Origin of the sequence: Enterobacter sp. FB, from assembly GCF_000805795.1 — a bacterium.
GTDB classification, from domain to species: Bacteria; Pseudomonadota; Gammaproteobacteria; order Enterobacterales; family Enterobacteriaceae; genus Enterobacter; species Enterobacter roggenkampii.
In genome coordinates, this window is the sequence record NZ_JSZC01000013.1 from 2106805 (window position 1) to 2128182 (window position 21378).

The window sequence follows — 21378 nt, forward strand, 5'->3', positions numbered from 1 at the left end:
AGCGATCATGAGCGAAATTATTCAAATCGTGCCCAGCGAGTGGGTGACAGAAGACCTGCTTGTGAAAATGACAGGGCTCCGCCCGGGAACGATAGCGCGGGCCAGAAAAAAAAGCTGGCTCTGCGGCAGAGAGTACGTGCACATGTCGCCGGATAGCGTCCCTAAGGAAAACAGCGAGTGCTTGTATAACCATAAAGCGATCGACCAATGGGTTGAGAGCCTCAAAAAGAAACAGCCAGGTGCGCGCCAATGAGGATCCGTTTATGCTTAGCGGGCTCTTGGACGTCAGGAGGGAATAATGGCTAAGTCAGCATACCCAACAGGCGTGGAGAACCACGGCGGGACGCTCCGCATATGGTTCATCTATAAAGGCAGCCGGGTGCGTGAAAGCCTCGGCGTGCCGGATACACCAAAAAACAGAAAGGTCGCTGGCGAGCTGCGCGCGTCGGTGTGCTTTTCGATTAAGACCGGCAACTTCAACTATGCAGCGCAATTCCCAGACTCGCCTAACCTGAAAAGGTTTGGAGTGGAGAGCAAGGAAATCACCGTGCTGGAGCTGGCGAACAAGTGGCTTGAACTGAAGCGTATGGAGATCAGCACCAACGCGATGTCACGCTATGCGTCTATAGCGCGCAACATGGTGCCCAGGATTGGTGGGGACAGGCTGGTATCTGCGGTAACGCAGGAAGATCTGCTGTTTATCAGAAAGGAATTGCTGACCGGTTATCACACCCTGAAGGCAGGTCAGAAAACGCCGGTTAAAGGCCGCTCTGTAAGAACGGTCAACAACTACATGAAGATCATGGGCGGGATGTTTAAGTTTGCCGCCGACAGCGGGTATGTCCGGGTGAATCCGTTTACCGGGATCGCCATGCTTAAGCGTTCTCGATGCGAGCCCGACCCGCTGACGCGTGAGGAGTTCGTCAGGATGATTAATGCCTGCGCCCACCAGCAGCTGAAAAACATGTGGTCGCTGGCCGTCTACACCGGTGTGCGCCACGGCGAACTCGTTTCGCTGGCCTGGGAAGATATTGACCTGAAAGCGGGCACAATGATGATCCGCCGGAACCACACGTTAACGAAGGAGTTCACCCTCCCGAAGACGGAGGCCGGGACGGACCGCATCATCAACCTTATTCAGCCAGCTATCGACGTGCTGAAGAGCCAGGCAGAATTAACACGCCTGGGTAAGCAGTATCAGGTTGAGGTGAAACTGCGCGAGTATGGCCGTACTGATGTGCATCCGTGCACGTTCGTTTTCAACCCGCAGATCGCATCACGTAATGGCCGTGCCGGGCATCATTACGCAGTGGGGTCGATTAACCAGTCGTGGGAAGCGGCAATGCGACGCGCCGGGATTCGCTATCGCAGAGCATACCAGTCCCGACACACGTATGCATGCTGGTCGTTGGCTGCCGGTGCTAACCCGAACTTCATCGCGAAGCAAATGGGCCACACCGACGCGCAAATGGTTTACCGGGTGTACGGATCCTGGATGGCTGAAAATAACCAGGACCAGGTACTCATCCTCAACCAGAAATTGAGTGAGTTTGCCCCATCCATGCCCCACGCTGTGGGATCGGATGGTTATTAATTATAAATATCATTAGGTTATATAACCTAAACTTGCATGCCCATCACTTCCTGATAAGCCGACACCAGCTTGTTACGCACCTGGATCCCCATCTGCAGGGAAACCGAGGCTTTTTGCAAATCGGTCATCACATCATTCAGCGCCACGCCCGGCTCGCCGAGGGTGAACTTCTCTGCCTGCGTGCGCGCTGCGGTCTGGGTATCACTGATACGGTCAAGAGCGGCATGCAGTTGCCCTGCAAAGCTGATGCTCGGCTGCTGATCTGCCACATTCTGATTACGGGCCGTCATCGCCGTTGCCTGCAGCTGACTGATTACCCCTTCAATGCCCTGTATAGCCATGACTCTCCCCTGGATGGTTTTTTACGCGGTCAAGACTAACAGCTTGTCAATAAGATAATGGCGGTAAATAGCATGAAAAAACCAGGTTATTTGACGCATAGAAAATCACGAATCATCAAATAATGGCAGGGCCATCAATATGGAACATTTGTCGTGTTTGCCGACCCGGGAGTCAGTTTTGTTTCTCTACACGAATAACGTAAACCACCAGGATTTAAGAGGTGCGCAATGAGTGCAACAGCATCGACAGCGCCGCAGAATAAATCACTCGAGTGGATGAACCGCCTTCGCGCGAATCCTAAAATCCCGTTGATCGTGGCAGGCGCTGCCGCAATTGCGATCCTTGTAGCGATGGTCCTGTGGGCGAAAAGCCCTGATTACCGGACGCTCTACAGTAACCTTTCCGATCAGGATGGCGGCGCCATCGTCACCCAGCTGACCCAGATGAACATCCCTTATCGCTTTGCCGATAATGGCGGTGCGCTGGAGGTCCCGGCAGATAAGGTGCACGAACTGCGTCTGCGTCTGGCCCAGCAGGGGCTGCCGAAGGGCGGCGCGGTAGGCTTTGAGCTGCTGGATCAGGAAAAATTCGGTATCAGCCAGTTCAGCGAGCAGGTGAACTACCAGCGTGCGCTGGAAGGTGAGCTGGCCCGCACCATTGAAACATTAGGCCCGGTGAAGAGTGCCCGCGTGCACCTGGCGATGCCAAAACCTTCCTTATTTGTCCGCGAACAGAAATCACCTTCGGCTTCCGTGACCGTGAACCTTGAGCCAGGCCGCGCGCTGGACGAAGGGCAAATCAGCGCGGTGACGCATCTCGTCTCCAGCGCCGTGGCCGGTCTGCCGCCGGGTAACGTGACGCTGGTTGACCAGAGCGGTCACCTGCTGACGCAATCCAATACCGCCGGTCGCGATCTGAATGACGCGCAGCTGAAATATGCCGCCGATGTGGAAAGCCGTCTCCAGCGCCGTATCGAAGCGATCCTGGGTCCGGTGGTGGGCAACAGCAACGTGCACGCGCAGGTCACCGCGCAGATCGACTTCTCGAATAAAGAACAAACCGAAGAGCAGTACAGCCCGAACGGCGATGCGGCGCAGGCGGTTATGCGTTCGCGCCAGATCAACACCAGCGAGCAGATTGGCGGCGCAAACCCGGGCGGCGTGCCGGGCGCGCTGTCTAACCAGCCTGCCCCGGCTAACGCGGCGCCGATCTCTACGCCGCCGGCCAATCAGCAGAACGGCCAGCAGAATAACCAGCAGACCACCTCAACGGCGACGAACAGCGGTCCACGAAACAGCAGCCGTAACGAAACCACGAACTACGAAGTGGATAGGACGATTCGCCACACTAAACTGAACGTGGGCGATATTCAGCGTCTCTCCGTTGCGGTAGTGGTGAACTACAAAACGCTGGCGGATGGCAAACCGTTGCCGTTGACCGCCGAGCAGATGAAGCAGATTGAAAACCTGACCCGTGAAGCGATGGGTTACTCCGAGAAGCGCGGCGATACCCTCAACGTGGTGAACTCACCGTTCAACTCGGTGGAAGAGACCGGCGGTGAACTGCCGTTCTGGCAACAGCAGGCGTTTATCGACCAGCTGATGTCCGCAGGACGCTGGCTGCTGGTGCTGATTGTCGCGTGGCTGCTGTGGCGCAAGGGCGTTCGTCCACAGCTCCAGCGCCGTGCTGAAGCTGAAAAAGCGGCTCGCGAGCAGATGAATGCGCGTCAGGAAACGGAAGAAGCGGTTGAAGTGCGCCTCAGCAAAGATGAACAGATGCAGCAGCGCCGCGCTAACCAGCGCATGGGTGCCGAGGTGATGAGCCAGCGCATTCGCGAAATGTCAGATAACGATCCGCGCGTCGTGGCGCTGGTCATCCGTCAGTGGATGGGTAACGAACATGAGTAATACGCTTACGGGCACCGATAAAAGCGTCATCCTGCTGATGACCATTGGCGAAGATCGCGCGGCGGAGGTGTTTAAACACCTCTCCCAGCGGGAAGTGCAAATTCTCAGTGCGGCGATGGCCAACGTGCGTCAAATCTCCAACAAGCAGCTGACCGAAGTGCTGTCGGAGTTTGAGCAGGAAGCCGAACAGTTTGCCGCGCTGAACGTCAACGCCAACGACTACCTGCGTTCCGTGCTGGTCAAGGCGCTGGGCGAAGAGCGTGCCGCCAGCCTGCTGGAAGACATTCTGGAAACGCGCGATACCGCCAGCGGTATCGAAACGCTCAACTTTATGGAACCGCAGAGTGCCGCCGACCTTATTCGCGACGAGCACCCGCAGATTATCGCTACCATCCTTGTTCACCTCAAACGCGGTCAGGCGGCCGATATTCTGGCGCTGTTCGAAGAGCGCCTGCGTCACGATGTGATGCTGCGTATCGCCACCTTCGGCGGCGTCCAGCCTGCCGCGCTGGCGGAGCTGACCGAGGTGCTGAACAACCTGCTCGACGGTCAGAACCTCAAGCGCAGCAAAATGGGCGGCGTGAGAACGGCGGCGGAAATCATCAACCTGATGAAAACGCAGCAGGAAGAGGCCGTCATTACGGCGGTTCGCGAATTCGACGGCGAGCTGGCACAGAAAATCATCGACGAGATGTTCCTGTTCGAAAACCTCGTCGAAGTGGACGACCGCAGCATCCAGCGCCTGCTCCAGGAAGTGGATTCCGAGTCGCTGCTTATCGCCCTCAAAGGCGCCGAGCAGCCGCTGCGCGAGAAGTTCCTGCGCAACATGTCTCAGCGTGCGGCCGATATCCTGCGCGACGACCTTGCCAACCGTGGTCCGGTTCGTCTGTCTCAGGTGGAAAACGAACAGAAAGCCATTCTGCTTATTGTTCGTCGTCTGGCGGAAACCGGCGAGATGGTGATTGGCAGCGGAGACGACACCTATGTCTAATGAGCTGCCGTGGAAGCGCTGGACGCCGGACGATCTGGCCCCTCCCCTCTCCGAGTTCACGCCAGCCGCGATCCCGACCGAGTCGCTTGACCCGGACGTCGAGCAGCCCAAGCTGAGCGAAGAGGAGCAGCAGGCGCAAATGCTGGCTCAGCTGCAAATGCAGGCGCACGAGCAGGGCTACAATGCCGGTCTGAACGAAGGCCGGCAGAAAGGCCACGAGCTGGGGTATCAGGAAGGCCTGGCGAAAGGGTTAGAGCACGGTATCGATCAGGCGCGCCAGCAGCAGGCGCCGATCCATGCCCGCATGCAGCAGCTGGTCAGCGAGTTTCAGCACACGCTGGACGCGCTGGACAGCGTGATTGCCTCGCGACTGATGCAGATGGCGCTGGAAGCCGCGCGTCAGGTGATCGGCCAGACGCCCGTGGTGGATAACACCGCGCTAATCAAACAAATTCAGGGTCTGCTGCAGCAGGAGCCGCTGTTCAGCGGGAAGCCGCAGCTGCGCGTCCACCCGGACGACCTGCAGCGCGTGGAAGAGAGCCTGGGCGCGACGCTAAACCTGCACGGCTGGCGTCTTCGCGGCGATCCGTCTTTACATCACGGCGGCTGCAAAGTCTCAGCCGATGAAGGCGATCTGGATGCCAGCGTCGCCACCCGCTGGCAGGAACTGTGTCGCCTGGCGGCACCGGGAGTCGTCTGATGACCGCACGCCTCACCCGCTGGCTCACCACGCTCGACAACTTTGAGACGAAGATGGCGCAACTGCCCTCTGTTCGTCGTTATGGGCGGCTGACGCGCGCCACCGGTCTGGTCCTGGAGGCCACCGGCCTGCAGCTTCCGCTGGGCGCGACCTGCGTGATTGAGCGTCAGGACGGTCTGGAAACGCGTGAAGTAGAAAGCGAAGTGGTCGGGTTCAACGGCCAGCGCCTGTTCCTGATGCCGCTTGAAGAGGTGGAAGGTATTCTGCCCGGCGCGCGCGTGTATGCCAAAAACACGTCCGGCGATGGGCTGCAAAGCGGGAAACAGCTGCCGCTTGGTCCTGCCCTGCTGGGTCGCGTGCTGGACGGCAGCGGGAAGCCGCTCGACGGGCTGCCCTCCCCGGACACCACCGAAACCGGCGCATTAATTACCCAGCCGTTTAACCCCCTGCAGCGAACCCCTATCGAGCATGTGCTCGACACCGGCGTGCGCCCGATCAACGCCCTGCTGACCGTGGGACGCGGGCAACGTATGGGCCTCTTCGCCGGGTCAGGCGTGGGTAAATCCGTCCTGCTCGGCATGATGGCGCGCTATACGCAGGCCGATGTGATCGTCGTGGGCCTGATCGGCGAGCGCGGTCGTGAAGTAAAAGACTTTATTGAAAACATTCTGGGCGCGGAAGGCCGTGCCCGCTCGGTGGTCATTGCCGCACCGGCGGACGTGTCGCCGTTACTGCGTATGCAGGGGGCAGCCTATGCCACCCGCATCGCCGAAGATTTTCGTGACCGCGGCAAGCACGTGCTGCTGATTATGGATTCGCTGACCCGCTACGCGATGGCGCAGCGTGAAATCGCGTTGGCTATCGGTGAGCCACCGGCGACCAAAGGCTACCCGCCTTCGGTCTTCGCCAAACTCCCTGCCCTGGTGGAACGTGCGGGGAACGGCATCAGCGGCGGCGGCTCCATCACTGCGTTCTATACGGTGCTGACCGAAGGCGATGACCAGCAGGATCCGATTGCCGACTCCGCGCGCGCGATCCTTGACGGTCATATCGTGCTGTCTCGTCGTCTGGCCGAAGCCGGACACTATCCGGCGATAGATATTGAAGCCTCTATCAGCCGCGCGATGACGGCGCTGATAACCGAGAAACACTACGCCCGCGTGCGTAACTTTAAACAACTCCTCTCCAGCTTCCAGCGCAACCGCGATCTGGTCAGCGTGGGGGCGTATGCCAAAGGCAGCGACCCGATGCTCGACAAAGCGATTACCCTGTGGCCGCAGCTGGAGGCATTTTTGCAACAAGGCATTTTTGAACGTGCCGACTGGGAAGATTCAATTCAGGCTCTGGAGCTGATTTTCCCGCAGGTGTAACACAGGTGGAGGGCGAAGGTCATGGCGCAAAACAGCGCGTTATCAACGCTGAAAGATCTGGCTGAAAAAGAAGTTGATGATGCCGCATTGCAGCTTGGCGCAATGCGACGCGGGTGCCAGCAGGCTGAAGAACAGTTGAAGATGTTAATCGACTATCAGCATGAATATCGCACCAACCTCAATACCGATATGACACAGGGCATTGGAAGCCAGCGCTGGATTAACTATCAGCAGTTTATCCAGACGCTGGAGAAGGCGATAGATCAGCATCGCCAGCAGCTTCACCAGTGGACCCAGAAAGTCGATACCGCGCTGAATTTCTGGCGCGAGAAGAAGCAGCGACTGCAGGCCTGGCAGACCTTACAGGACCGACAGATTGCGGCAACGACCCTGGCGGAAAACCGCCTGGATCAGAAAAAAATGGATGAGTTTGCCCAGCGCGCATCAATGAGGAAACCGGAATGATCACACTGCAACAACTGCTGATGAGCGACAGCGACCTGTCAGGCGGTACGCAGACAGGAAAAGGCACCGACGGTGCACAGGACTTTCTCGCGCTGCTCGCGGGCGCCCTGTCGGACGCGACGGGCAAGGGCAACGATGCGCCCCTGACGCTGGCTGACCTGAAAGCCGCCGGCAGCAAGCTGTCCCACGTTGCTCAGGACGCCAAAGGGGATACCACCCTGCAGGCAAAAATTGCCGACCTGCTCTCGCGTCAAACTGCGCTGAATGGCGATGAAACGTCGCCCGTTACGTCGCTTGATACGCTGGTATCCGGGCTGGTGCCGCTGTCAAAGGGTGATGCCCTGAAAACGCTTAATGCGGTCAACAGCAAAGATGACGGCAAAAGCGAGCTGAGCGAAGAGGAACTGGCCGGGTTAAGCGCGCTGATGGCCATGCTGCCGCACCAGCAGACCAGCACCTCACGTGCGGCAGGCAGTGACGGTGTGCCCGCCACCGCAACGCTGAGTTCAGCGGCGCTGACGCAAAACGGCGCGGGCCAGCCGTCCCTGAACGCGCTTCCGGGAAGCCATGATAAAGCCCAGAGTGCTGCGCCTTATCAGAGCCAGGCGAAAAACAGCGACCCGGCCCTGTCGGGTAACGCGCCGGCCACGCCGGCCGTGGCCGCAACGGCAGAGAAGCAGGAGCTTGCCAGTTCCTCCTCCTCAGCCTCACCGACGGCGACCCTGGCACCGATTATGTCCAGCCATGCGACCAGTCAGACAGCCGCCACCGTCGCCACCGCGCCGGTGTTAAGCCAGCCTCTGGGTACGCATGAATGGCAGCAGTCCCTGAGCCAGCACATCACCCTGTTCACTAAACAGGGCCAGCAGACGGCCGAGCTGCGTCTGCACCCGGAAGATCTGGGTCAGGTGCAAATTTCGCTTAAGCTGGATGATAACCAGGCGCAGCTGCAGATGGTTTCTGCGCACAGCCATGTCCGTGCGGCGCTGGAAGCCGCGCTGCCGGTCCTGCGAACCTCACTGGCGGAGAACGGCATTCAGCTTGCGCAAAGCAGCGTCAGCAGCGAGAGCTTTGCCGGGCAGCAGCAGTCCTCATCCCAGCAGCAGCACCAGGCTTCGCGTTCCGGCAACACCGGCGGCTTTAATGACGAGAGCGATGAGTTACTGCCTGTCCCTGCCGCTCTGCAATCCGCCGCGCGCGGTAACGGTGCCGTAGACATCTTCGCCTAAACGCCAGAGGTAGCGTGATTATCCCCGTCTTTTCCACGCTTTGACGACAGCAGGACACGGGATAATCACCTTATTAAGCTGTACCGAAACAGGAAGCTCGTATCAGATGACTGACTCCGCTATCACCAAAAAAAGTAAGCGTTCCATCTGGATCCCGCTGCTGGTGTTGATCACGCTCGCCGCCTGCGCTACCGCGGGCTATAGTTACTGGCGTATGCAGCAAGAACCTTCGACCGCTGCGGCCAAAGCCGAACCTGCACCACCGCCGGCGCCGGTATTTTTCCCTCTGGACACCTTCACCGTGAACCTCGGTGACGCGGATCGTGTGCTGTATGTCGGTATTACGCTGCGCCTGAAGGATGAAGCCACGCGCGCGCGTCTGAATGATTATCTTCCGGAGGTGCGTAGCCGCCTTCTGCTGCTGTTCTCTCGTCAGGACGCTTCGGCGCTGGCCACCGATGTGGGTAAGCAAAAGCTGGTCGACGCCATTAAACAAACGCTGGCGACCCCGCTGGTAAACGGCCAACCTAAGCAGGAAGTCACTGACGTTCTGTATACAGCCTTCATTCTGCGGTAACGACATGGGCGACAGTATTCTTTCTCAGGCAGAAATCGATGCGCTGCTCAACGGCGACAGCGATAAAAGTGATGATCCGCAACCGGGTATTGGCGGCGATAGCGATATTCGTCCCTATGACCCGAATACACAGCGTCGCGTGGTACGTGAACGTCTGCAGGCGCTGGAGATCATTAACGAACGTTTTGCACGTCAGTTCCGTATGGGGCTGTTTAACCTGCTGCGTCGTAGCCCGGATATTACGGTCGGTGCGATCCGCATTCAGCCGTATCACGAGTTTGCCCGCAACCTGCCGGTGCCAACCAACCTTAACCTGATTCATCTGAAGCCGCTGCGCGGCACCGGTCTGGTGGTGTTTTCGCCAAGCCTGGTGTTCATCGCGGTGGATAACCTGTTCGGCGGCGACGGGCGTTTCCCGACCAAAGTAGAAGGTCGCGAATTCACCCACACCGAACAGCGCGTCATTAACCGCATGCTGAAGCTGGCGCTGGAGTCTTACAGCGACGCGTGGAAAGCGATTAACCCGCTGGAAGTGGAGTACGTCCGTTCTGAGATGCAGGTGAAATTTACCAACATCACCACCTCCCCGAACGATATCGTCGTGAACACGCCGTTCCACGTGGAGATCGGTAACCTGACCGGCGAGTTCAACATCTGCCTGCCGTTCAGCATGATCGAACCGCTGCGCGAGCTGCTGGTTAACCCGCCGCTGGAGAACTCCCGCAACGAAGACCAGAACTGGCGTGAAAACCTGGTCCGCCAGGTCCAGCATTCGCAGCTTGAGCTGGTGGCGAGCTTCGCCGATATCCCGCTGCGGTTATCTCAGATCCTGAAATTACAACCCGGTGATGTTTTGCCGATAGAAAAACCCGACCGCATTATTGCCCATGTGGATGGTGTCCCCGTGCTGACAAGCCAGTACGGCACGATTAACGGTCAGTATGCGTTACGCGTTGAGCACTTGATCAACCCGATTTTGAATTCGCTGAATGAGGAACAGCCCAAATGAGTGACATGAACAATCCGTCCGATGAAAACAGCGGAGCACTGGACGATCTGTGGGCTGACGCGTTAAACGAGCAAAAAGCGACCCCGGCCAAAAGCGCAGCGGATGCCGTATTCCAGCAGCTTGGCGGCGGTGACGTCAGCGGCACGCTGCAGGATATCGACCTGATTATGGATATCCCGGTTAAGCTGACCGTTGAGCTGGGACGCACCCGCATGACCATTAAAGAGCTGCTGCGCCTGACGCAGGGCTCCGTGGTGGCGCTTGACGGCCTGGCCGGCGAGCCGCTGGATATCCTGATCAACGGCTATCTGATTGCTCAGGGTGAAGTGGTGGTGGTGGCCGATAAATACGGCGTACGCATCACCGACATCATTACCCCGTCTGAACGTATGCGTCGTCTGAGCCGTTAAGCATGAAAACCCAGGCAACAGTATCGCAACCTTCTGCCGTTCCCGGCTCGCCTCTGCTCCAGGTGAGCGGGGCGTTGTTCGGTATTATTGCCTTTATTCTTATCGCCGCCTGGCTGGCGAAGCGCTTTGGCCTGGCGGGGAAAACCGCCGGTGCCCGCGGGCTGAAGGTCAGCGCCAGCACCACGCTGGGGCCGCGTGAACGCGTGGTCATCGTCGAGGTGGACGATGCGCGCCTGGTCCTGGGCGTCACGGCGTCAAACATCAGCGTGTTACATAAACTGCCGCCCGCCCCTGCTGTGGTGGACGAGCGTGCAGAGGCCCCTGCGGATTTCCAGTCCGTGATGAAGAGTTTGCTTAAGCGTTCCGGGAGATCCTGATGCGCCGTTTGTTATCCCTGACGCTTGCGGGCGTTGGCCTGTTTGCTCCCGCGGTCTATGCGCAACTGCCCGGTCTGGTTTCTACCCCGCTCGCGGGCGGCGGCCAAAGCTGGTCGCTTCCGGTTCAGACGCTGGTGTTCATCACCTCGCTGACGTTTATTCCGGCCATCCTGCTGATGATGACCAGCTTCACCCGCATCATCATCGTTTTTGGTCTGCTGCGAAACGCGCTCGGCACCCCTTCCGCTCCGCCAAACCAGGTTCTGCTCGGGCTGGCGCTGTTTTTGACCTTTTTCATTATGTCGCCGGTGATCGATAAGATTTACACCGACGCCTACCAGCCGTTCAGCGAAGATAAAATCTCCATGCAGGAAGCGCTGGATAAAGGCGCGCAGCCGCTGCGGGAATTTATGCTGCGTCAGACGCGTGAAGCCGACCTGGCCCTCTTTGCCCGCCTGTCCAACACCGGCGAGCTGCAGGGACCGGAAGCGGTACCCATGCGTATTCTGCTGCCCGCGTATGTGACCAGCGAGCTGAAAACCGCATTCCAGATTGGCTTTACCATCTTTATTCCGTTCCTGATTATTGACCTGGTGATCGCCAGCGTCCTGATGGCGCTCGGGATGATGATGGTGCCGCCCGCGACCATCGCCCTGCCCTTTAAGATCATGCTCTTTGTGCTGGTCGACGGCTGGCAGCTGCTGGTCAGCTCGCTGGCGCAGAGTTTCTACAGTTAAGGAACGGCAATGACACCCGAATCGGTCATGATGATGGGCACGGAGGCGATGAAAATCGCGATTGCCGTTGCCGCGCCGCTGCTGCTTGTCGCGCTGGTTACCGGTCTGATTATCAGTATTCTCCAGGCCGCCACGCAGATTAACGAAATGACGCTGTCATTCATCCCGAAAATTATCGCCGTGTTCGTGGCGATTATCGTGGCCGGGCCGTGGATGCTGAACCTGCTGCTGGACTATATGCGCAACCTGTTTACCAACCTGCCGTACATCATCGGCTGACCTGACGATGCTGCACTTCACCAGCGACCAGTGGGTTCAGTGGCTCGGCGTCTATTTTTGGCCGATGCTGCGCATCATGGCGCTGATCTCTACCGCCCCCATTCTCAGCGAGAAATCGATCCCTAAGCGTGTCAAAGTGGGGCTGGGCATCATCATCTCCATTATCGTCGCCCCGTCTCTTCCGCCGGTGGATATTCCGATCTTCTCGGCGAATGCGGTATGGGTGGCCCTGCAGCAGGTGATGATTGGCGTCGCCGTTGGCTTTACCATGCAGCTTGCCTTTGCCGCGGTGCGTACCGCGGGGGAACTGATTGGCCTGCAGATGGGGCTATCGTTCGCCACGTTTGTTGATCCTGGCAGTCATCTCAACATGCCCGTGTTGGCGCGCATTATCGATCTGCTCGCCATGCTGCTGTTCCTGTCGTTCAACGGCCATCTGTGGCTTATCTCCATGCTGGTGGACACGTTCCATACGCTGCCGATTGGCGAAAATCCGGTGAACAGCAATGCGTTTCTGGCGCTCACCCGCGCGGCGGGGCTGATCTTCCTCAACGGGCTGATGCTGGCGCTGCCGATCATCACCCTGCTGCTGACCGTCAACCTGGCGTTAGGTTTACTCAACCGAATGGCACCGCAGCTTTCGGTGTTTGTCATTGGTTTTCCGCTGACGCTGACGGTCGGAATTTTATTAATGTCATTACTGATGCCACTTATCGCTCCCTTCTGTGAACATTTATTCGGCGAGATATTCAACCTGTTAGCGGATATTGTCAGCGAACTGCCACGTAAATAATAGCCCGCACTGTTGTTACTGTCTTTCTGAGGATATTCCTAAAATAAAACGCGAAAAACATCTTCCAGGATATATCTGACGCGGTTTAATTGTTTCTAACCACCTCACAATACTTAATATTTACTTTACTTTAAGAAGATTCCTGGCAAATTATACGTAACTTTACGGGATAGTGAGTCCGCCTGAAAGTCTTTGTCATGCTCACAGGTTTATTATTTTTTTCCATCCCGTATGGCTGTTTTGAGCTCTCAGGCAGATGGTGAATTATCGTTACGCATTGAGTGAGGGTATGCCATGTCAACGATCATTATGGATTTATGCAGCTACACCCGGCTAGGGTTAACCGGGTACCTGGCAAGCAGAGGGGTAAGAAAGAGAGACATCAACGATGCACACACCGTTGACGAACTCGCAGCCGCTTGTGACGAACTAAAACCAGGCGTGGTGTTTATTAATGAGGACTGTTTCATTCACGATCCAGCCAACAGTCAGCACATTAAGCAAATCATTAATCAGCATCCAAAAACCCTGTTTATTGTTTTTATGGCGATCGCGAATATCCATTTCGATGAGTATTTGTTGGTCCGTAAAAATTTATTGATCAGTTCTAAATCGATTAAACCCGAGTCGCTGGATGACATTTTGGGTGATTATTTGAATAAAGAAGTTAAAAATGTAGGAGCGGTTAACTTACCTACCCTATCATTAAGCAGGACTGAATCAAGTATGCTGCGAATGTGGATGGCGGGACAAGGAACTATTCAGATCTCCGACCAGATGAATATTAAAGCGAAAACCGTTTCATCACACAAAGGAAATATTAAACGGAAAATTAAAACGCATAATAAGCAAGTGATCTACCACGTGGTACGCCTGACCGATAATGTGACGAACGGGATTTTCGTCAACATGCGTTAGTCGCTTAAGAAAAGACCCTGTGCACCCTACCTTTGATCTCTGGCCTGGCCAGAGATTTTTGCTTTTACAGCGGGTGTCGGGCACGCAATGTGCTACCCGACGCCGTGCTAGTCTGCTTTCTCTACAAAAATCCCGTCCGGATGCCCCAGTTCGTTAAAAAACCAAATGCCGAGCGGGTAGTCTTCCAGTGATACCAGGTACATTGTACCTTCGCTAAACTCTTCAATTGCCAGCACCACACCCGGGCGGCGCGGCCCACCGTCCGTTTTAACGGTTACCCGATCGTTGACCTTCATACATTCCTCCTCTGGTTTTGAGCCAGTGTAGAACAAAACGCAAAAACGCACATCGCCGCCCGGCGTGAATGGCGTTTTTATGCACAGGCTATACTTAACCCTGGACACGTTTGCAGGTTGAAAGAGGAGTCCCGCAATGAAGACCGATAAAGAGTACAGCGATACCATCAAGCGCGAAGTCGAGGTGGATGTCGATGCCCTGCTGGCCGCCATCAATGAGATCAGCGAGTCAGAAGTCCGCCGCTCGGACGACAATTCGGACCGCGTCATTGTCAACGGAAGGGATTATCACACCTATCGCGAGCTGGCCGAGGCCTTCGAGCTCGATATTCACGACTTTAGCGTGTCGGAAGCCAATCGTTAGGGCGAAAAAAATCCCGGTCATGGGGATGACCGGGATCAAAACTTGCTTATGCAAGAAGCACTTGAAAATTCGTTACACCAGGAAATCTGATGTACATGCCACACTATCCCCAACGAATTTGTCTGACAAGCATATATTCTTAGGGTGAATATAATATTTTTAACATAATGCTTTTGGTTATGAGCAATAACATACGCCGAATGCGGGTTTGCCAGGGAATACTCTCATTTCTCCGGTTAACAATTCGGATATTTTTTAGGAATTTTCTTAGAGAGAAACGCATCCGTCACCGGGAGTCACTATGCCTTCACTGCGGGATACCTTGCTGATTTTTTCCGACCTGGATGGCTCGTTGCTGGATATTCATACCTATGACTGGCAACCCGCCATGCCCTGGCTGGACAGGCTGCAGGATAACCAGATTCCGATCATTCTCTGCAGCAGCAAAACCGCGGCAGAGATGCTGGATATTCAGCAGGATCTGGGGCTGGAAGGCCTGCCGTTTATTGCCGAGAACGGCGCGGTGATTCAGCCTGACGTGCGCTGGGACACTATCCAGCGTCAGATTAGAGGGATGACGCACCGGGATATTCGTCCGCGGATCGAGCAGATTCGCCTGCAGACAGGCTTTAAATTCACCACCTTTGACGATGTGGATGAGCACGTTATTAGCGAGTGGACCGGACTGACGCGCTACCGTTCGACGCTTGCCCGCAAGCACGAAGCCTCCGTCACGCTGATCTGGCGCGATACCGACGAGAACTTGCTTCAGTTTGAAGAGGAACTGGCGCACAGCGGCCTGCAATGCCTGCAGGGGGCGCGCTTCTGGCATATTCTGGACGCCCGCTGCGGTAAAGACGTGGCGGTTAACTGGCTGATTGAACGGTATCGCGAGCAGGAAGACATTGAACCCACCACGCTGGGGCTCGGCGACGGTCCCAACGATGCGCCGCTGCTCGACAGCATGGACTTCGCGGTGGTGATCAAGGGGATTAACCGCCAGGGCATCACGCTACGGGACGATAACCCCGCGCGGGTCTATCACACCCAACAGCCCGGGCCTGCGGGCTGGCAGGAGGGGCTGGATCATTTCCTGTCCTGATCCCGCCACACGACCCGGTTACGCCCGCTCTGCTTGGCCTGATACAGCCGGGCGTCCGCCACGGACTGCAGCTGTTCAAAATCGTAATTGCCCGTTTCATCCGCGCTGCTGACGCCCAGTGACGCGCTGATGCGCAGGGTTGTGCTCTTCTTCACCAGGATCTCCTTACTGTTGATTCGGCAACGAATGCGTTCGGCGACGCCTCTCGCCTCCTCCAGACCAAGACCGGGAAGGACAACACAAAACTCTTCGCCACCGACGCGTCCGGCCACGTCATTCTTGCGTAACGCGCTGGCAATCACGCCTGCCGTATGGGAAAGCACCTTATCACCGGCCTGATGGCCGAAACGGTCGTTGATGTTTTTAAAATAGTCGAGATCGATCTGAATCACCGAGAACGGCAGCGACTGCTGACGACAGGTTTCCGCCAGCAATTTTGCGCGGTCGAACAGCGCGCCGCGATTATTCAAACGGGTCAGCGGATCGTGCCAGGCCTGCCACTGGAGCGAGTGCTGAAGCGTATACATGTTACTCACCATCCGACGGATCACCAGCCACGAGATCAACAGCATGGCGGTAAAGAGCGCCCACAGCAGCGCCAGCACAATGCTGATACTGCCGAAGTCGTCCTGCACCCCTTCGTGCAGGGTGTGGATCCGCAGGACGACGCCATCGAAATGATCGAGCCGCTCCCAGGTGATAAACCGGCTCCCAAGGCGGATACCGCCGCCGGTATCATGTTCAATCGCCTGGGCAATCTGCGCCGTTTCGCGTTCGTCAAACTGGTTAACCGGACTTCCCGCGTGGGCCGAGGTGGCAATCATATTAAGCCGGGTATCGTACAGCTGATACTCCCCCTCCGTCCGGTCTTCCGTCGCGTCGGTCAGCAAACGCTGCATCGTGTCTAATGTAAAATCCATCGCCACGACGCCGTACCAGTAATGATCGAAATAGATGGGGACGCTGGCGGTGATCGTGCGTTCATCCCCGGTCCAGGATGAAGGCGTGGAGATAAACCAGCGCACGGCGCGGGCGCGGTTGTTACGCTCTGACTGCTGGGTAAACCAGGACTGCGTGACCAGATTATAATAGCGGGCGGTAATATCACCCGCCCGATCCGGCGTATCCGTGGAAAGGAAAAATCCGGCGCGGGAGACGTAGTTCACCCGCGCTTCCGTTTGCGCTCTCGATGACGCCAGCCTGAGCAGATACCCCACTTCGAGCGCGGCAGAAATTTCATGACTGATGCGCTCAGCGTCCCGGTTCAGAAGCGTGGTTTTATCCACGAACGCATCCGAGACCCCGTTGATGGGAAGGGTGCGCTTTTTATCAACGGCGAGCTGCCAGGTGGGGAGCATGCGGACGGTGTTAAAGCGTGACACCGCATCCTGTAGGACATCAAAGGCCAGCGGCGTCTCGATTGCATCATGCATGCCCTGGCGAAATAACAGCATCCTGTCGACGCTGTTCTGTAACTGCCTGTCCAGCGAACTGGCCACCGTATCCAGATGATTGCGCTGGCTGGAGATGTACGCCTCTTCCAGCACCACCACCTCACGCCAGGTCAGGAGCGTGGAAAACACCAGAACGATCAGAAAACAGAGATTAACAATCCGCCCCGGATTGCTACGCTTATGCAGCCATTGCAAAAAAGTTTGTCTTACAACAAAGGTATCGCGCTGCACACACACTCCCTGATTACTGCTCTATACCCGAAACCTGAGATAAAAACGCCCGGCAAAGCCGGGCGTTATGTGATTAAGCCTTGTCCCGCTGGTGCTGCCCGTCCCCCGGCTGAAGCTCATCTTCACGGAATGCTTCCCGCTTGATGCTATAGCCATCGTGCCACCGGCATTCCACCATTCCGCTGGAATACCCGGTGACGATCATACGTGGGCCGCCCTTTTTAGGCTTAACTTCATCACTGACCAAAAAGACCATACCTGCCTCCTGTATCAGGGTGAAACTGTTTCAATTTAGACGAGGAATGGTCTTTTTGCATCCTGCCGACGGTAACAATTAGTGCGACGTGCCGCGAATTTTCTCAACCAGCTTCACCGCCGCAACGACGATAGCGCCAATGATAAAGCCCAGCACCAGGTTCAGCAGCGTGGGCAGAATCGCCGCGATAACGGCCCCCTGCGTGGAGGAGAAATGTTCGATGGCATGGTGCAGCGGCGCAATGCCGTGAACCACAATTCCGCCGCCTACGAGGAACATCGCCAGCGTTCCCACCACCGACAAGCTCTTCATCAGCCAGGGCGCCAGCACCAGCAGGCTTTTGCCGATGCCTCTTGCCACCGCGCTCGACTTTTCTTCCAGCCAGTAGCCAATATCGTCCAGCTTGACGATCAGTCCCACCAGACCGTACACGCCCACGGTGACCAGAATCGCGATGCCGGAGAGAATCAGGACCTGATTCAGGAGCGGCGCGTCAGAGACAATCCCCAGCGTAATCGCGACGATTTCTGCAGACAGAATAAAGTCGGTACGAATGGCGCCTTTGACCTTATCGCGCTCGAAGGTTTTTGGATCCTGCGCGGCCAGCGCTTCAAGACGCTGCTGGCGCACCTCCGGCGTATCGCTCTGCTTGCGCGCGCTAAAGGAATGCAGCACTTTCTCCACGCCCTCGAAGCAGAGAAATGCCCCACCGATCATCAGTAACGGCGTGATGGCCCAGGGGATAAAGGCGCTGATCAGCAGCGCCAGCGGCACCAGGATCACCTTATTCAGGAAGGAGCCTTTCGCCACGCCCCACACCACCGGCAGTTCACGGTTTGCCCTCACCCCACTCACCTGCTGCGCGTTAAGCGATAAATCATCGCCCAGCACGCCTGCGGTTTTCTTCGCCGCCAGTTTCCCCATCACTGAAATGTCGTCCAGTAGGGTGGCTATATCATCCAGCAATGTTAATAAGCTACTTCCTGCCAAAATCTTAATCCTTCATTTTTTGGTAATTAAGTGAATAGTATGGAGCAAAAGCGCAAACCCGGAAACAGGCACCTTACGTCAACAAAAAATTCACATCAGCTACACAATTAAAGGGCTCGCCAGCGCGATAGTTTTCGCGTTTACTATCAGCGACCTTTTTATTTCGACGTGAGGGATTATGCGTTTCCGGCAATTGCTACCGCTCATCGGGGCACTCTTTTCGCTGTACATCATCTGGGGCTCAACCTACTTTGTCATTCGCATCGGCGTGGAAAGCTGGCCGCCGCTGATGATGGCGGGCATCCGCTTCCTTTCGGCGGGTATCCTGCTGCTGGCCTTCCTGATGCTGCGCGGGCATAAGCTTCCCCGCTGCGCCCGATGCTGAATGCCGCCCTGATCGGTCTGCTGCTGCTGGCAGTGGGGAACGGGTTTGTGACGATTGCCGAGCACCAGAACGTCCCGTCCGGGATCGCCGCCGTGGTCGTTGCCACCGTACCGCTGTTTACCCTCTGCTTCAGCCGTCTTTTCGGCATCCGCACCCGCAAGCTGGAATGGCTGGGGATTGGGATTGGGCTGGCCGGCATTGTTCTGCTCAACATCGGCGGCAACCTGAGCGGGAATCCGTGGGGCGCGGTGATAATCCTGATCGGCTCGATGAGCTGGGCGTTCGGCTCCGTCTACGGGTCGCGTATCGAACTGCCGACCGGCATGATGGCCGGTGCGATTGAGATGCTCGCCGCGGGGATTGTCCTGCTTCTGGCCTCCACCCTGACGGGAGAAAAGCTGACCGCGCTGCCGGACCTGTCGGGCTTTCTCGCGGTGGGCTACCTGGCGCTGTTTGGCTCTATCATCGCCATTAACGCCTATATGTTCCTGATCCGCAACGTCTCCCCTGCGGTCGCCACCAGCTACGCCTACGTTAACCCGGTCGTGGCCGTGCTGCTCGGGACAGGACTGGGAGGAGAAACGCTCTCGCCTGTGGAATGGATTGCTTTAGGGATCATCGTGTTTGCCGTCGTGCTGGTCACGCTGGGCAAATATTTGCTGCCGGCAAAACCGGTAGTCACGCCTTGTGAGGTGGAGAAACCGTAAGCAGGTGAATACCCTGCGTGTCGATCTGCGCGGTCTGACCGCCGCCGCAGATCCACTCTTCCAGCCGTTCGCGCAGATCGGTATCGTTCAGCTTTAGTCTGCCTCTCAGCGCACACTCCCAGACGATCAGCACCCGCCAGCCCTGCGCAATAAGCATTGAGAGATCCCGTTTGTCACGCTCGACGTTCTTGCCAATCTTATCCAGCCAGAAATCGGTGCGCGTCGCGGGGACTTTAAACAGGTAGCAGTCGTGATGGTGCCAGAAGCAGCCGTGAGTAAAGATGATGCACTGCCAGGCGTCGAGGACGAAATCGGGACGCCCCGCCAGGGCGGGATCCTGCACGCGAAAGTCAAAGCCCGCCTGCGTCAGCAGCGCGGCCAGGCGCTTTTCAATGGCGGTGTCACGCGTGCCGATGGCACGCATGTTTTTACTGCGCGTGGCCTTATCGTGAACGTCCGTCATTGACGGCCTCACTCTGGCGTAGCGCCACCGCCTGTCTGATGCGCGGAGCCAGCAGTTTTGCGACAGCCGCAAACGCGGGAACGACGACCGAGTTACCAAACTGGCGGTACGCCTGGGTGTCTGAAACCGGAATGCGGAAACCGTAGCCTTGCGGCGTTTCAAAGCCCATCAACCGGGCGCATTCCCGCGGCGTTAAGCGCCGTGGGCGATGACGCTGATTGTGCGGATCGTCGAAATCTTTTTCACCCAGCGCTTTGTCCCAGCCTCTGTCGATCAGGATTTCCGCACCGTCTTTATAGTAGCGAGCAGACAGCGTGCGGGTGACGCTGTGCGGATCGTTCGGGTTGACCATCCCAAAACCGAAGCCGTTGCCTTTCGCCTGATGCTTCTTGGCATAGCGGTAGAGGTATTTCCACAGCACCGGGGTCAGGATAAATTTCGCGTCGACGGCCGGTTCCAGCAGGTCGGCCACGGTAGGACGGCGCTCGGGATACAGAGAAGGAATATCCCGCAGGGTGAAATCCCCCTTCAGATTGAGATCGCGGCGGAAGCCCACCAGCACGATACGTTCGCGATGCTGGGGCAGGAAATGTTTCCCATCAATGATTTTAGGATCGTCCGCGCCCATGTCCTCTGAATCGGCCACGTCATAACCCAGCTCATCCAGCGTTTGCATGATAATGCGGAAGGTTTTCCCGCCGTCGTGGCTTTTTAAGTTTTTGACGTTTTCCAGTACGAAAATGGCTGGACGACGGGCGTCAATAATGCGCGCCACGTCAAAAAACAGCGTTCCCTGCGTATCGCAGGCGAAACCGTGGGCGCGTCCGAGGGCATTCTTCTTGGAGACGCCGGCCAGCGAAAAAGGCTGGCACGGGAAGCCGGCCAGCAGCACGTCATGCGCGGGGATCGTCTGACGAATATGCTCGGCGGCCTGCTCATCGCTCACGCCGCTTTTATGGCTCAGGGTGACATCGCGAATATCGGCGTTGAAATGATGCTCGTGCGGGTCGCAGTACCAGTTGGCCTTATAGGTCCGCACGGCGTGCTTGTTCCACTCGCTGGTAAATACGCACTGTCCGCCGATAGCTTCAAAACCGTGCCGAATACCACCGATACCGGCAAACAGATCGATAAACCGGAAGGCATAGTTCGGGTGCGCGGCAGAAGGTCGCGGAAGCAGGTTTTGCAGATAACGAAACTCGCCTTCACTCAGGCGACGCCCTGCTCGCTCGCTGGTCAGCAGACGTTTAAGGATCGCCGGGCTCCAGTGGCTTTCGCCGTGCGCCACCAGCAGACTGGCCAGCGTTTTAGCATCATAGATATCCAACAGCTGGCGCAGTAAGGCCTGCACCGTTGCCGTTGATTTCTCAGCCTGCGCGGGCGCGGGCTCTTTCACTGCTCGATTTTCCTGCATTCTTTTAACCGGAGAGTA

At 57.0% G+C, this 21378-nt stretch carries 24 protein-coding genes and 2 pseudogenes; 19 read left to right on the forward strand and 7 right to left on the reverse strand.

Annotated elements, in window-relative coordinates; translation table 11 throughout:
* Positions 1 to 7: 7 nt before the first annotated feature.
* Together PI91_RS17145 and PI91_RS17150 are read left to right on the forward strand one after the other, a co-directional pair.
* A complete protein-coding gene (locus PI91_RS17145; RefSeq protein ID WP_039266677.1) occupies positions 8 to 253 on the forward strand; it encodes an excisionase family protein in 246 nt (81 codons plus the stop codon).
* 45 nt (positions 254 to 298) lie between these two features.
* Positions 299 to 1594: a site-specific integrase gene (locus PI91_RS17150; RefSeq protein ID WP_039266678.1), complete on the forward strand. Its 1296-nt coding sequence runs from the start codon at positions 299 to 301 to the stop codon at positions 1592 to 1594.
* Positions 1595 to 1620: 26 nt separating this feature from the next.
* Here the strand turns inward: PI91_RS17150 and fliE are convergent, their stop codons facing one another.
* Positions 1621 to 1935 (reverse strand): flagellar hook-basal body complex protein FliE, encoded by a 315-nt coding sequence (gene fliE, locus PI91_RS17155; RefSeq protein ID WP_008500329.1) that lies wholly within the window; start codon positions 1933 to 1935, stop codon positions 1621 to 1623.
* Between the two features lie 228 nt (positions 1936 to 2163).
* Here fliE and fliF point away from each other — a divergent pair, with 228 nt between their 5' ends.
* From fliF to rcsA, 14 genes and pseudogenes are all read left to right on the forward strand, one after another.
* Entirely contained in the window at positions 2164 to 3843 is a 1680-nt protein-coding gene (fliF, locus tag PI91_RS17160) for a flagellar basal-body MS-ring/collar protein FliF (RefSeq protein ID WP_021241384.1), read from the forward strand.
* Positions 3836 to 4834: a flagellar motor switch protein FliG gene (gene fliG / locus PI91_RS17165; protein WP_008500327.1), complete on the forward strand. Its 999-nt coding sequence runs from the start codon at positions 3836 to 3838 to the stop codon at positions 4832 to 4834. The genes fliF and fliG overlap by 8 nt, the downstream gene beginning before the upstream one ends.
* Positions 4827 to 5534: a flagellar assembly protein FliH gene (fliH, locus tag PI91_RS17170; protein ID WP_039266680.1), complete on the forward strand. Its 708-nt coding sequence runs from the start codon at positions 4827 to 4829 to the stop codon at positions 5532 to 5534. The genes fliG and fliH overlap by 8 nt, the downstream gene beginning before the upstream one ends.
* Positions 5534 to 6904 carry a flagellar protein export ATPase FliI gene (gene fliI / locus PI91_RS17175; RefSeq protein WP_008500325.1) on the forward strand — a complete coding sequence of 457 codons (1371 nt, stop codon included), beginning with the start codon at positions 5534 to 5536 and terminating at the stop codon, positions 6902 to 6904. The genes fliH and fliI overlap by 1 nt, the downstream gene beginning before the upstream one ends.
* Before the next feature lie 21 nt (positions 6905 to 6925).
* A complete protein-coding gene (gene fliJ / locus PI91_RS17180; RefSeq protein WP_021241386.1) occupies positions 6926 to 7369 on the forward strand; it encodes a flagellar export protein FliJ in 444 nt (147 codons plus the stop codon).
* Positions 7366 to 8598, forward strand: coding sequence for a flagellar hook length control protein FliK (gene fliK, locus PI91_RS17185; protein WP_039266681.1), 1233 nt, complete (start codon positions 7366 to 7368; stop codon positions 8596 to 8598). Before fliJ ends, fliK begins: the two co-directional genes overlap by 4 nt.
* 106 nt (positions 8599 to 8704) lie before the next feature.
* Positions 8705 to 9175, forward strand: coding sequence for a flagellar basal body-associated protein FliL (gene fliL, locus PI91_RS17190; RefSeq protein WP_021241388.1), 471 nt, complete (start codon positions 8705 to 8707; stop codon positions 9173 to 9175).
* A gap of 4 nt (positions 9176 to 9179) precedes the next feature.
* On the forward strand, positions 9180 to 10184 hold the full coding sequence (gene fliM / locus PI91_RS17195; RefSeq protein ID WP_008500320.1) for a flagellar motor switch protein FliM: 1005 nt from the start codon (positions 9180 to 9182) through the stop codon (positions 10182 to 10184).
* Positions 10181 to 10594 carry a flagellar motor switch protein FliN gene (gene fliN / locus PI91_RS17200; protein ID WP_008500318.1) on the forward strand — a complete coding sequence of 138 codons (414 nt, stop codon included), beginning with the start codon at positions 10181 to 10183 and terminating at the stop codon, positions 10592 to 10594. Before fliM ends, fliN begins: the two co-directional genes overlap by 4 nt.
* A 2-nt stretch (positions 10595 to 10596) precedes the next feature.
* Complete coding sequence (gene fliO, locus PI91_RS17205) at positions 10597 to 10971, forward strand: flagellar biosynthetic protein FliO (RefSeq protein WP_021241389.1); 375 nt, start codon at positions 10597 to 10599, stop codon at positions 10969 to 10971.
* Entirely contained in the window at positions 10971 to 11708 is a 738-nt protein-coding gene (gene fliP / locus PI91_RS17210; RefSeq protein WP_008500316.1) for a flagellar type III secretion system pore protein FliP, read from the forward strand. The genes fliO and fliP overlap by 1 nt, the downstream gene beginning before the upstream one ends.
* Positions 11709 to 11717: 9 nt before the next feature.
* Positions 11718 to 11987 (forward strand): flagellar biosynthesis protein FliQ, encoded by a 270-nt coding sequence (gene fliQ, locus PI91_RS17215; protein ID WP_008500315.1) that lies wholly within the window; start codon positions 11718 to 11720, stop codon positions 11985 to 11987.
* A gap of 7 nt (positions 11988 to 11994) precedes the next feature.
* Positions 11995 to 12787, forward strand: a pseudogene (gene fliR / locus PI91_RS17220) (flagellar biosynthetic protein FliR); the annotation flags it as partial.
* A 287-nt stretch (positions 12788 to 13074) separates the two neighbouring features.
* A complete protein-coding gene (gene rcsA, locus PI91_RS17225) occupies positions 13075 to 13698 on the forward strand; it encodes a transcriptional regulator RcsA (protein ID WP_008500313.1) in 624 nt (207 codons plus the stop codon).
* Between the two features lie 107 nt (positions 13699 to 13805).
* Here the strand turns inward: rcsA and dsrB are convergent, their stop codons facing one another.
* Positions 13806 to 13994 (reverse strand): protein DsrB, encoded by a 189-nt coding sequence (dsrB, locus tag PI91_RS26220; RefSeq protein WP_008500312.1) that lies wholly within the window; start codon positions 13992 to 13994, stop codon positions 13806 to 13808.
* Positions 13995 to 14130: 136 nt separating this feature from the next.
* Here dsrB and yodD point away from each other — a divergent pair, with 136 nt between their 5' ends.
* Both yodD and PI91_RS17240 read left to right on the forward strand, forming a co-directional pair.
* On the forward strand, positions 14131 to 14358 hold the full coding sequence (gene yodD / locus PI91_RS17235; RefSeq protein WP_008500310.1) for a YodD family peroxide/acid resistance protein: 228 nt from the start codon (positions 14131 to 14133) through the stop codon (positions 14356 to 14358).
* A gap of 301 nt (positions 14359 to 14659) precedes the next feature.
* Positions 14660 to 15460, forward strand: coding sequence for a mannosyl-3-phosphoglycerate phosphatase-related protein (locus tag PI91_RS17240; RefSeq protein WP_039266682.1), 801 nt, complete (start codon positions 14660 to 14662; stop codon positions 15458 to 15460).
* On the opposite strand, the gene dgcQ is transcribed toward PI91_RS17240, so the two are convergent.
* The 3 genes from dgcQ to PI91_RS17255 form a co-directional block, all read right to left on the reverse strand.
* The gene (gene dgcQ, locus PI91_RS17245; RefSeq protein WP_039266683.1) at positions 15445 to 17145 is read right to left on the reverse strand and encodes a cellulose biosynthesis regulator diguanylate cyclase DgcQ; all 1701 of its coding nucleotides are present in this window, start codon (positions 17143 to 17145) and stop codon (positions 15445 to 15447) included. The two genes, PI91_RS17240 and dgcQ, sit on opposite strands and share 16 nt — an antisense overlap.
* A gap of 73 nt (positions 17146 to 17218) precedes the next feature.
* Positions 17219 to 17401 carry a YodC family protein gene (locus PI91_RS17250; RefSeq protein ID WP_023618677.1) on the reverse strand — a complete coding sequence of 61 codons (183 nt, stop codon included), beginning with the start codon at positions 17399 to 17401 and terminating at the stop codon, positions 17219 to 17221.
* A 78-nt stretch (positions 17402 to 17479) separates the two neighbouring features.
* Entirely contained in the window at positions 17480 to 18391 is a 912-nt protein-coding gene (locus PI91_RS17255) for a DUF808 domain-containing protein (RefSeq protein WP_008500306.1), read from the reverse strand.
* 178 nt (positions 18392 to 18569) lie between these two features.
* On the opposite strand from PI91_RS17255, the pseudogene yedA reads away from it, so the two are divergent.
* Positions 18570 to 19483 (forward strand): annotated as a pseudogene (yedA, locus tag PI91_RS17260) (drug/metabolite exporter YedA).
* On the opposite strand, the gene PI91_RS17265 reads toward yedA, so the two are convergent.
* Entirely contained in the window at positions 19455 to 19946 is a 492-nt protein-coding gene (locus PI91_RS17265; RefSeq protein ID WP_008500303.1) for a very short patch repair endonuclease, read from the reverse strand. The pseudogene yedA and the gene PI91_RS17265 overlap by 29 nt on opposite strands.
* Positions 19927 to 21342: a DNA cytosine methyltransferase gene (locus PI91_RS17270; RefSeq protein WP_039266684.1), complete on the reverse strand. Its 1416-nt coding sequence runs from the start codon at positions 21340 to 21342 to the stop codon at positions 19927 to 19929. The genes PI91_RS17265 and PI91_RS17270 overlap by 20 nt, the downstream gene beginning before the upstream one ends.
* Positions 21343 to 21378 lie beyond the last annotated feature (36 nt).

What these genes read in the sequence shown, in the direction of transcription:
- PI91_RS17265 (WP_008500303.1), bottom strand. Translation starts at nt 19,946, where the DNA reads ATGACGGACGTTCACGATAAGGCCACGCGCAGTAAAAACATGCGTGCC.
- fliN (WP_008500318.1), top strand. Translation starts at nt 10,181, where the DNA reads ATGAGTGACATGAACAATCCGTCCGATGAAAACAGCGGAGCACTGGAC.
- fliQ (WP_008500315.1), top strand. Translation starts at nt 11,718, where the DNA reads ATGACACCCGAATCGGTCATGATGATGGGCACGGAGGCGATGAAAATC.
- fliF (WP_021241384.1), top strand. Translation starts at nt 2,164, where the DNA reads ATGAGTGCAACAGCATCGACAGCGCCGCAGAATAAATCACTCGAGTGG.
- rcsA (WP_008500313.1), top strand. Translation starts at nt 13,075, where the DNA reads ATGTCAACGATCATTATGGATTTATGCAGCTACACCCGGCTAGGGTTA.
- fliM (WP_008500320.1), top strand. Translation starts at nt 9,180, where the DNA reads ATGGGCGACAGTATTCTTTCTCAGGCAGAAATCGATGCGCTGCTCAAC.
- fliJ (WP_021241386.1), top strand. Translation starts at nt 6,926, where the DNA reads ATGGCGCAAAACAGCGCGTTATCAACGCTGAAAGATCTGGCTGAAAAA.
- fliH (WP_039266680.1), top strand. Translation starts at nt 4,827, where the DNA reads ATGTCTAATGAGCTGCCGTGGAAGCGCTGGACGCCGGACGATCTGGCC.
- fliG (WP_008500327.1), top strand. Translation starts at nt 3,836, where the DNA reads ATGAGTAATACGCTTACGGGCACCGATAAAAGCGTCATCCTGCTGATG.
- fliE (WP_008500329.1), bottom strand. Translation starts at nt 1,935, where the DNA reads ATGGCTATACAGGGCATTGAAGGGGTAATCAGTCAGCTGCAGGCAACG.
- PI91_RS17150 (WP_039266678.1), top strand. Translation starts at nt 299, where the DNA reads ATGGCTAAGTCAGCATACCCAACAGGCGTGGAGAACCACGGCGGGACG.
- yodD (WP_008500310.1), top strand. Translation starts at nt 14,131, where the DNA reads ATGAAGACCGATAAAGAGTACAGCGATACCATCAAGCGCGAAGTCGAG.
- fliK (WP_039266681.1), top strand. Translation starts at nt 7,366, where the DNA reads ATGATCACACTGCAACAACTGCTGATGAGCGACAGCGACCTGTCAGGC.
- PI91_RS17145 (WP_039266677.1), top strand. Translation starts at nt 8, where the DNA reads ATGAGCGAAATTATTCAAATCGTGCCCAGCGAGTGGGTGACAGAAGAC.
- fliL (WP_021241388.1), top strand. Translation starts at nt 8,705, where the DNA reads ATGACTGACTCCGCTATCACCAAAAAAAGTAAGCGTTCCATCTGGATC.
- fliO (WP_021241389.1), top strand. Translation starts at nt 10,597, where the DNA reads ATGAAAACCCAGGCAACAGTATCGCAACCTTCTGCCGTTCCCGGCTCG.
- PI91_RS17240 (WP_039266682.1), top strand. Translation starts at nt 14,660, where the DNA reads ATGCCTTCACTGCGGGATACCTTGCTGATTTTTTCCGACCTGGATGGC.
- dsrB (WP_008500312.1), bottom strand. Translation starts at nt 13,994, where the DNA reads ATGAAGGTCAACGATCGGGTAACCGTTAAAACGGACGGTGGGCCGCGC.
- fliP (WP_008500316.1), top strand. Translation starts at nt 10,971, where the DNA reads ATGCGCCGTTTGTTATCCCTGACGCTTGCGGGCGTTGGCCTGTTTGCT.
- PI91_RS17250 (WP_023618677.1), bottom strand. Translation starts at nt 17,401, where the DNA reads ATGGTCTTTTTGGTCAGTGATGAAGTTAAGCCTAAAAAGGGCGGCCCA.
- fliI (WP_008500325.1), top strand. Translation starts at nt 5,534, where the DNA reads ATGACCGCACGCCTCACCCGCTGGCTCACCACGCTCGACAACTTTGAG.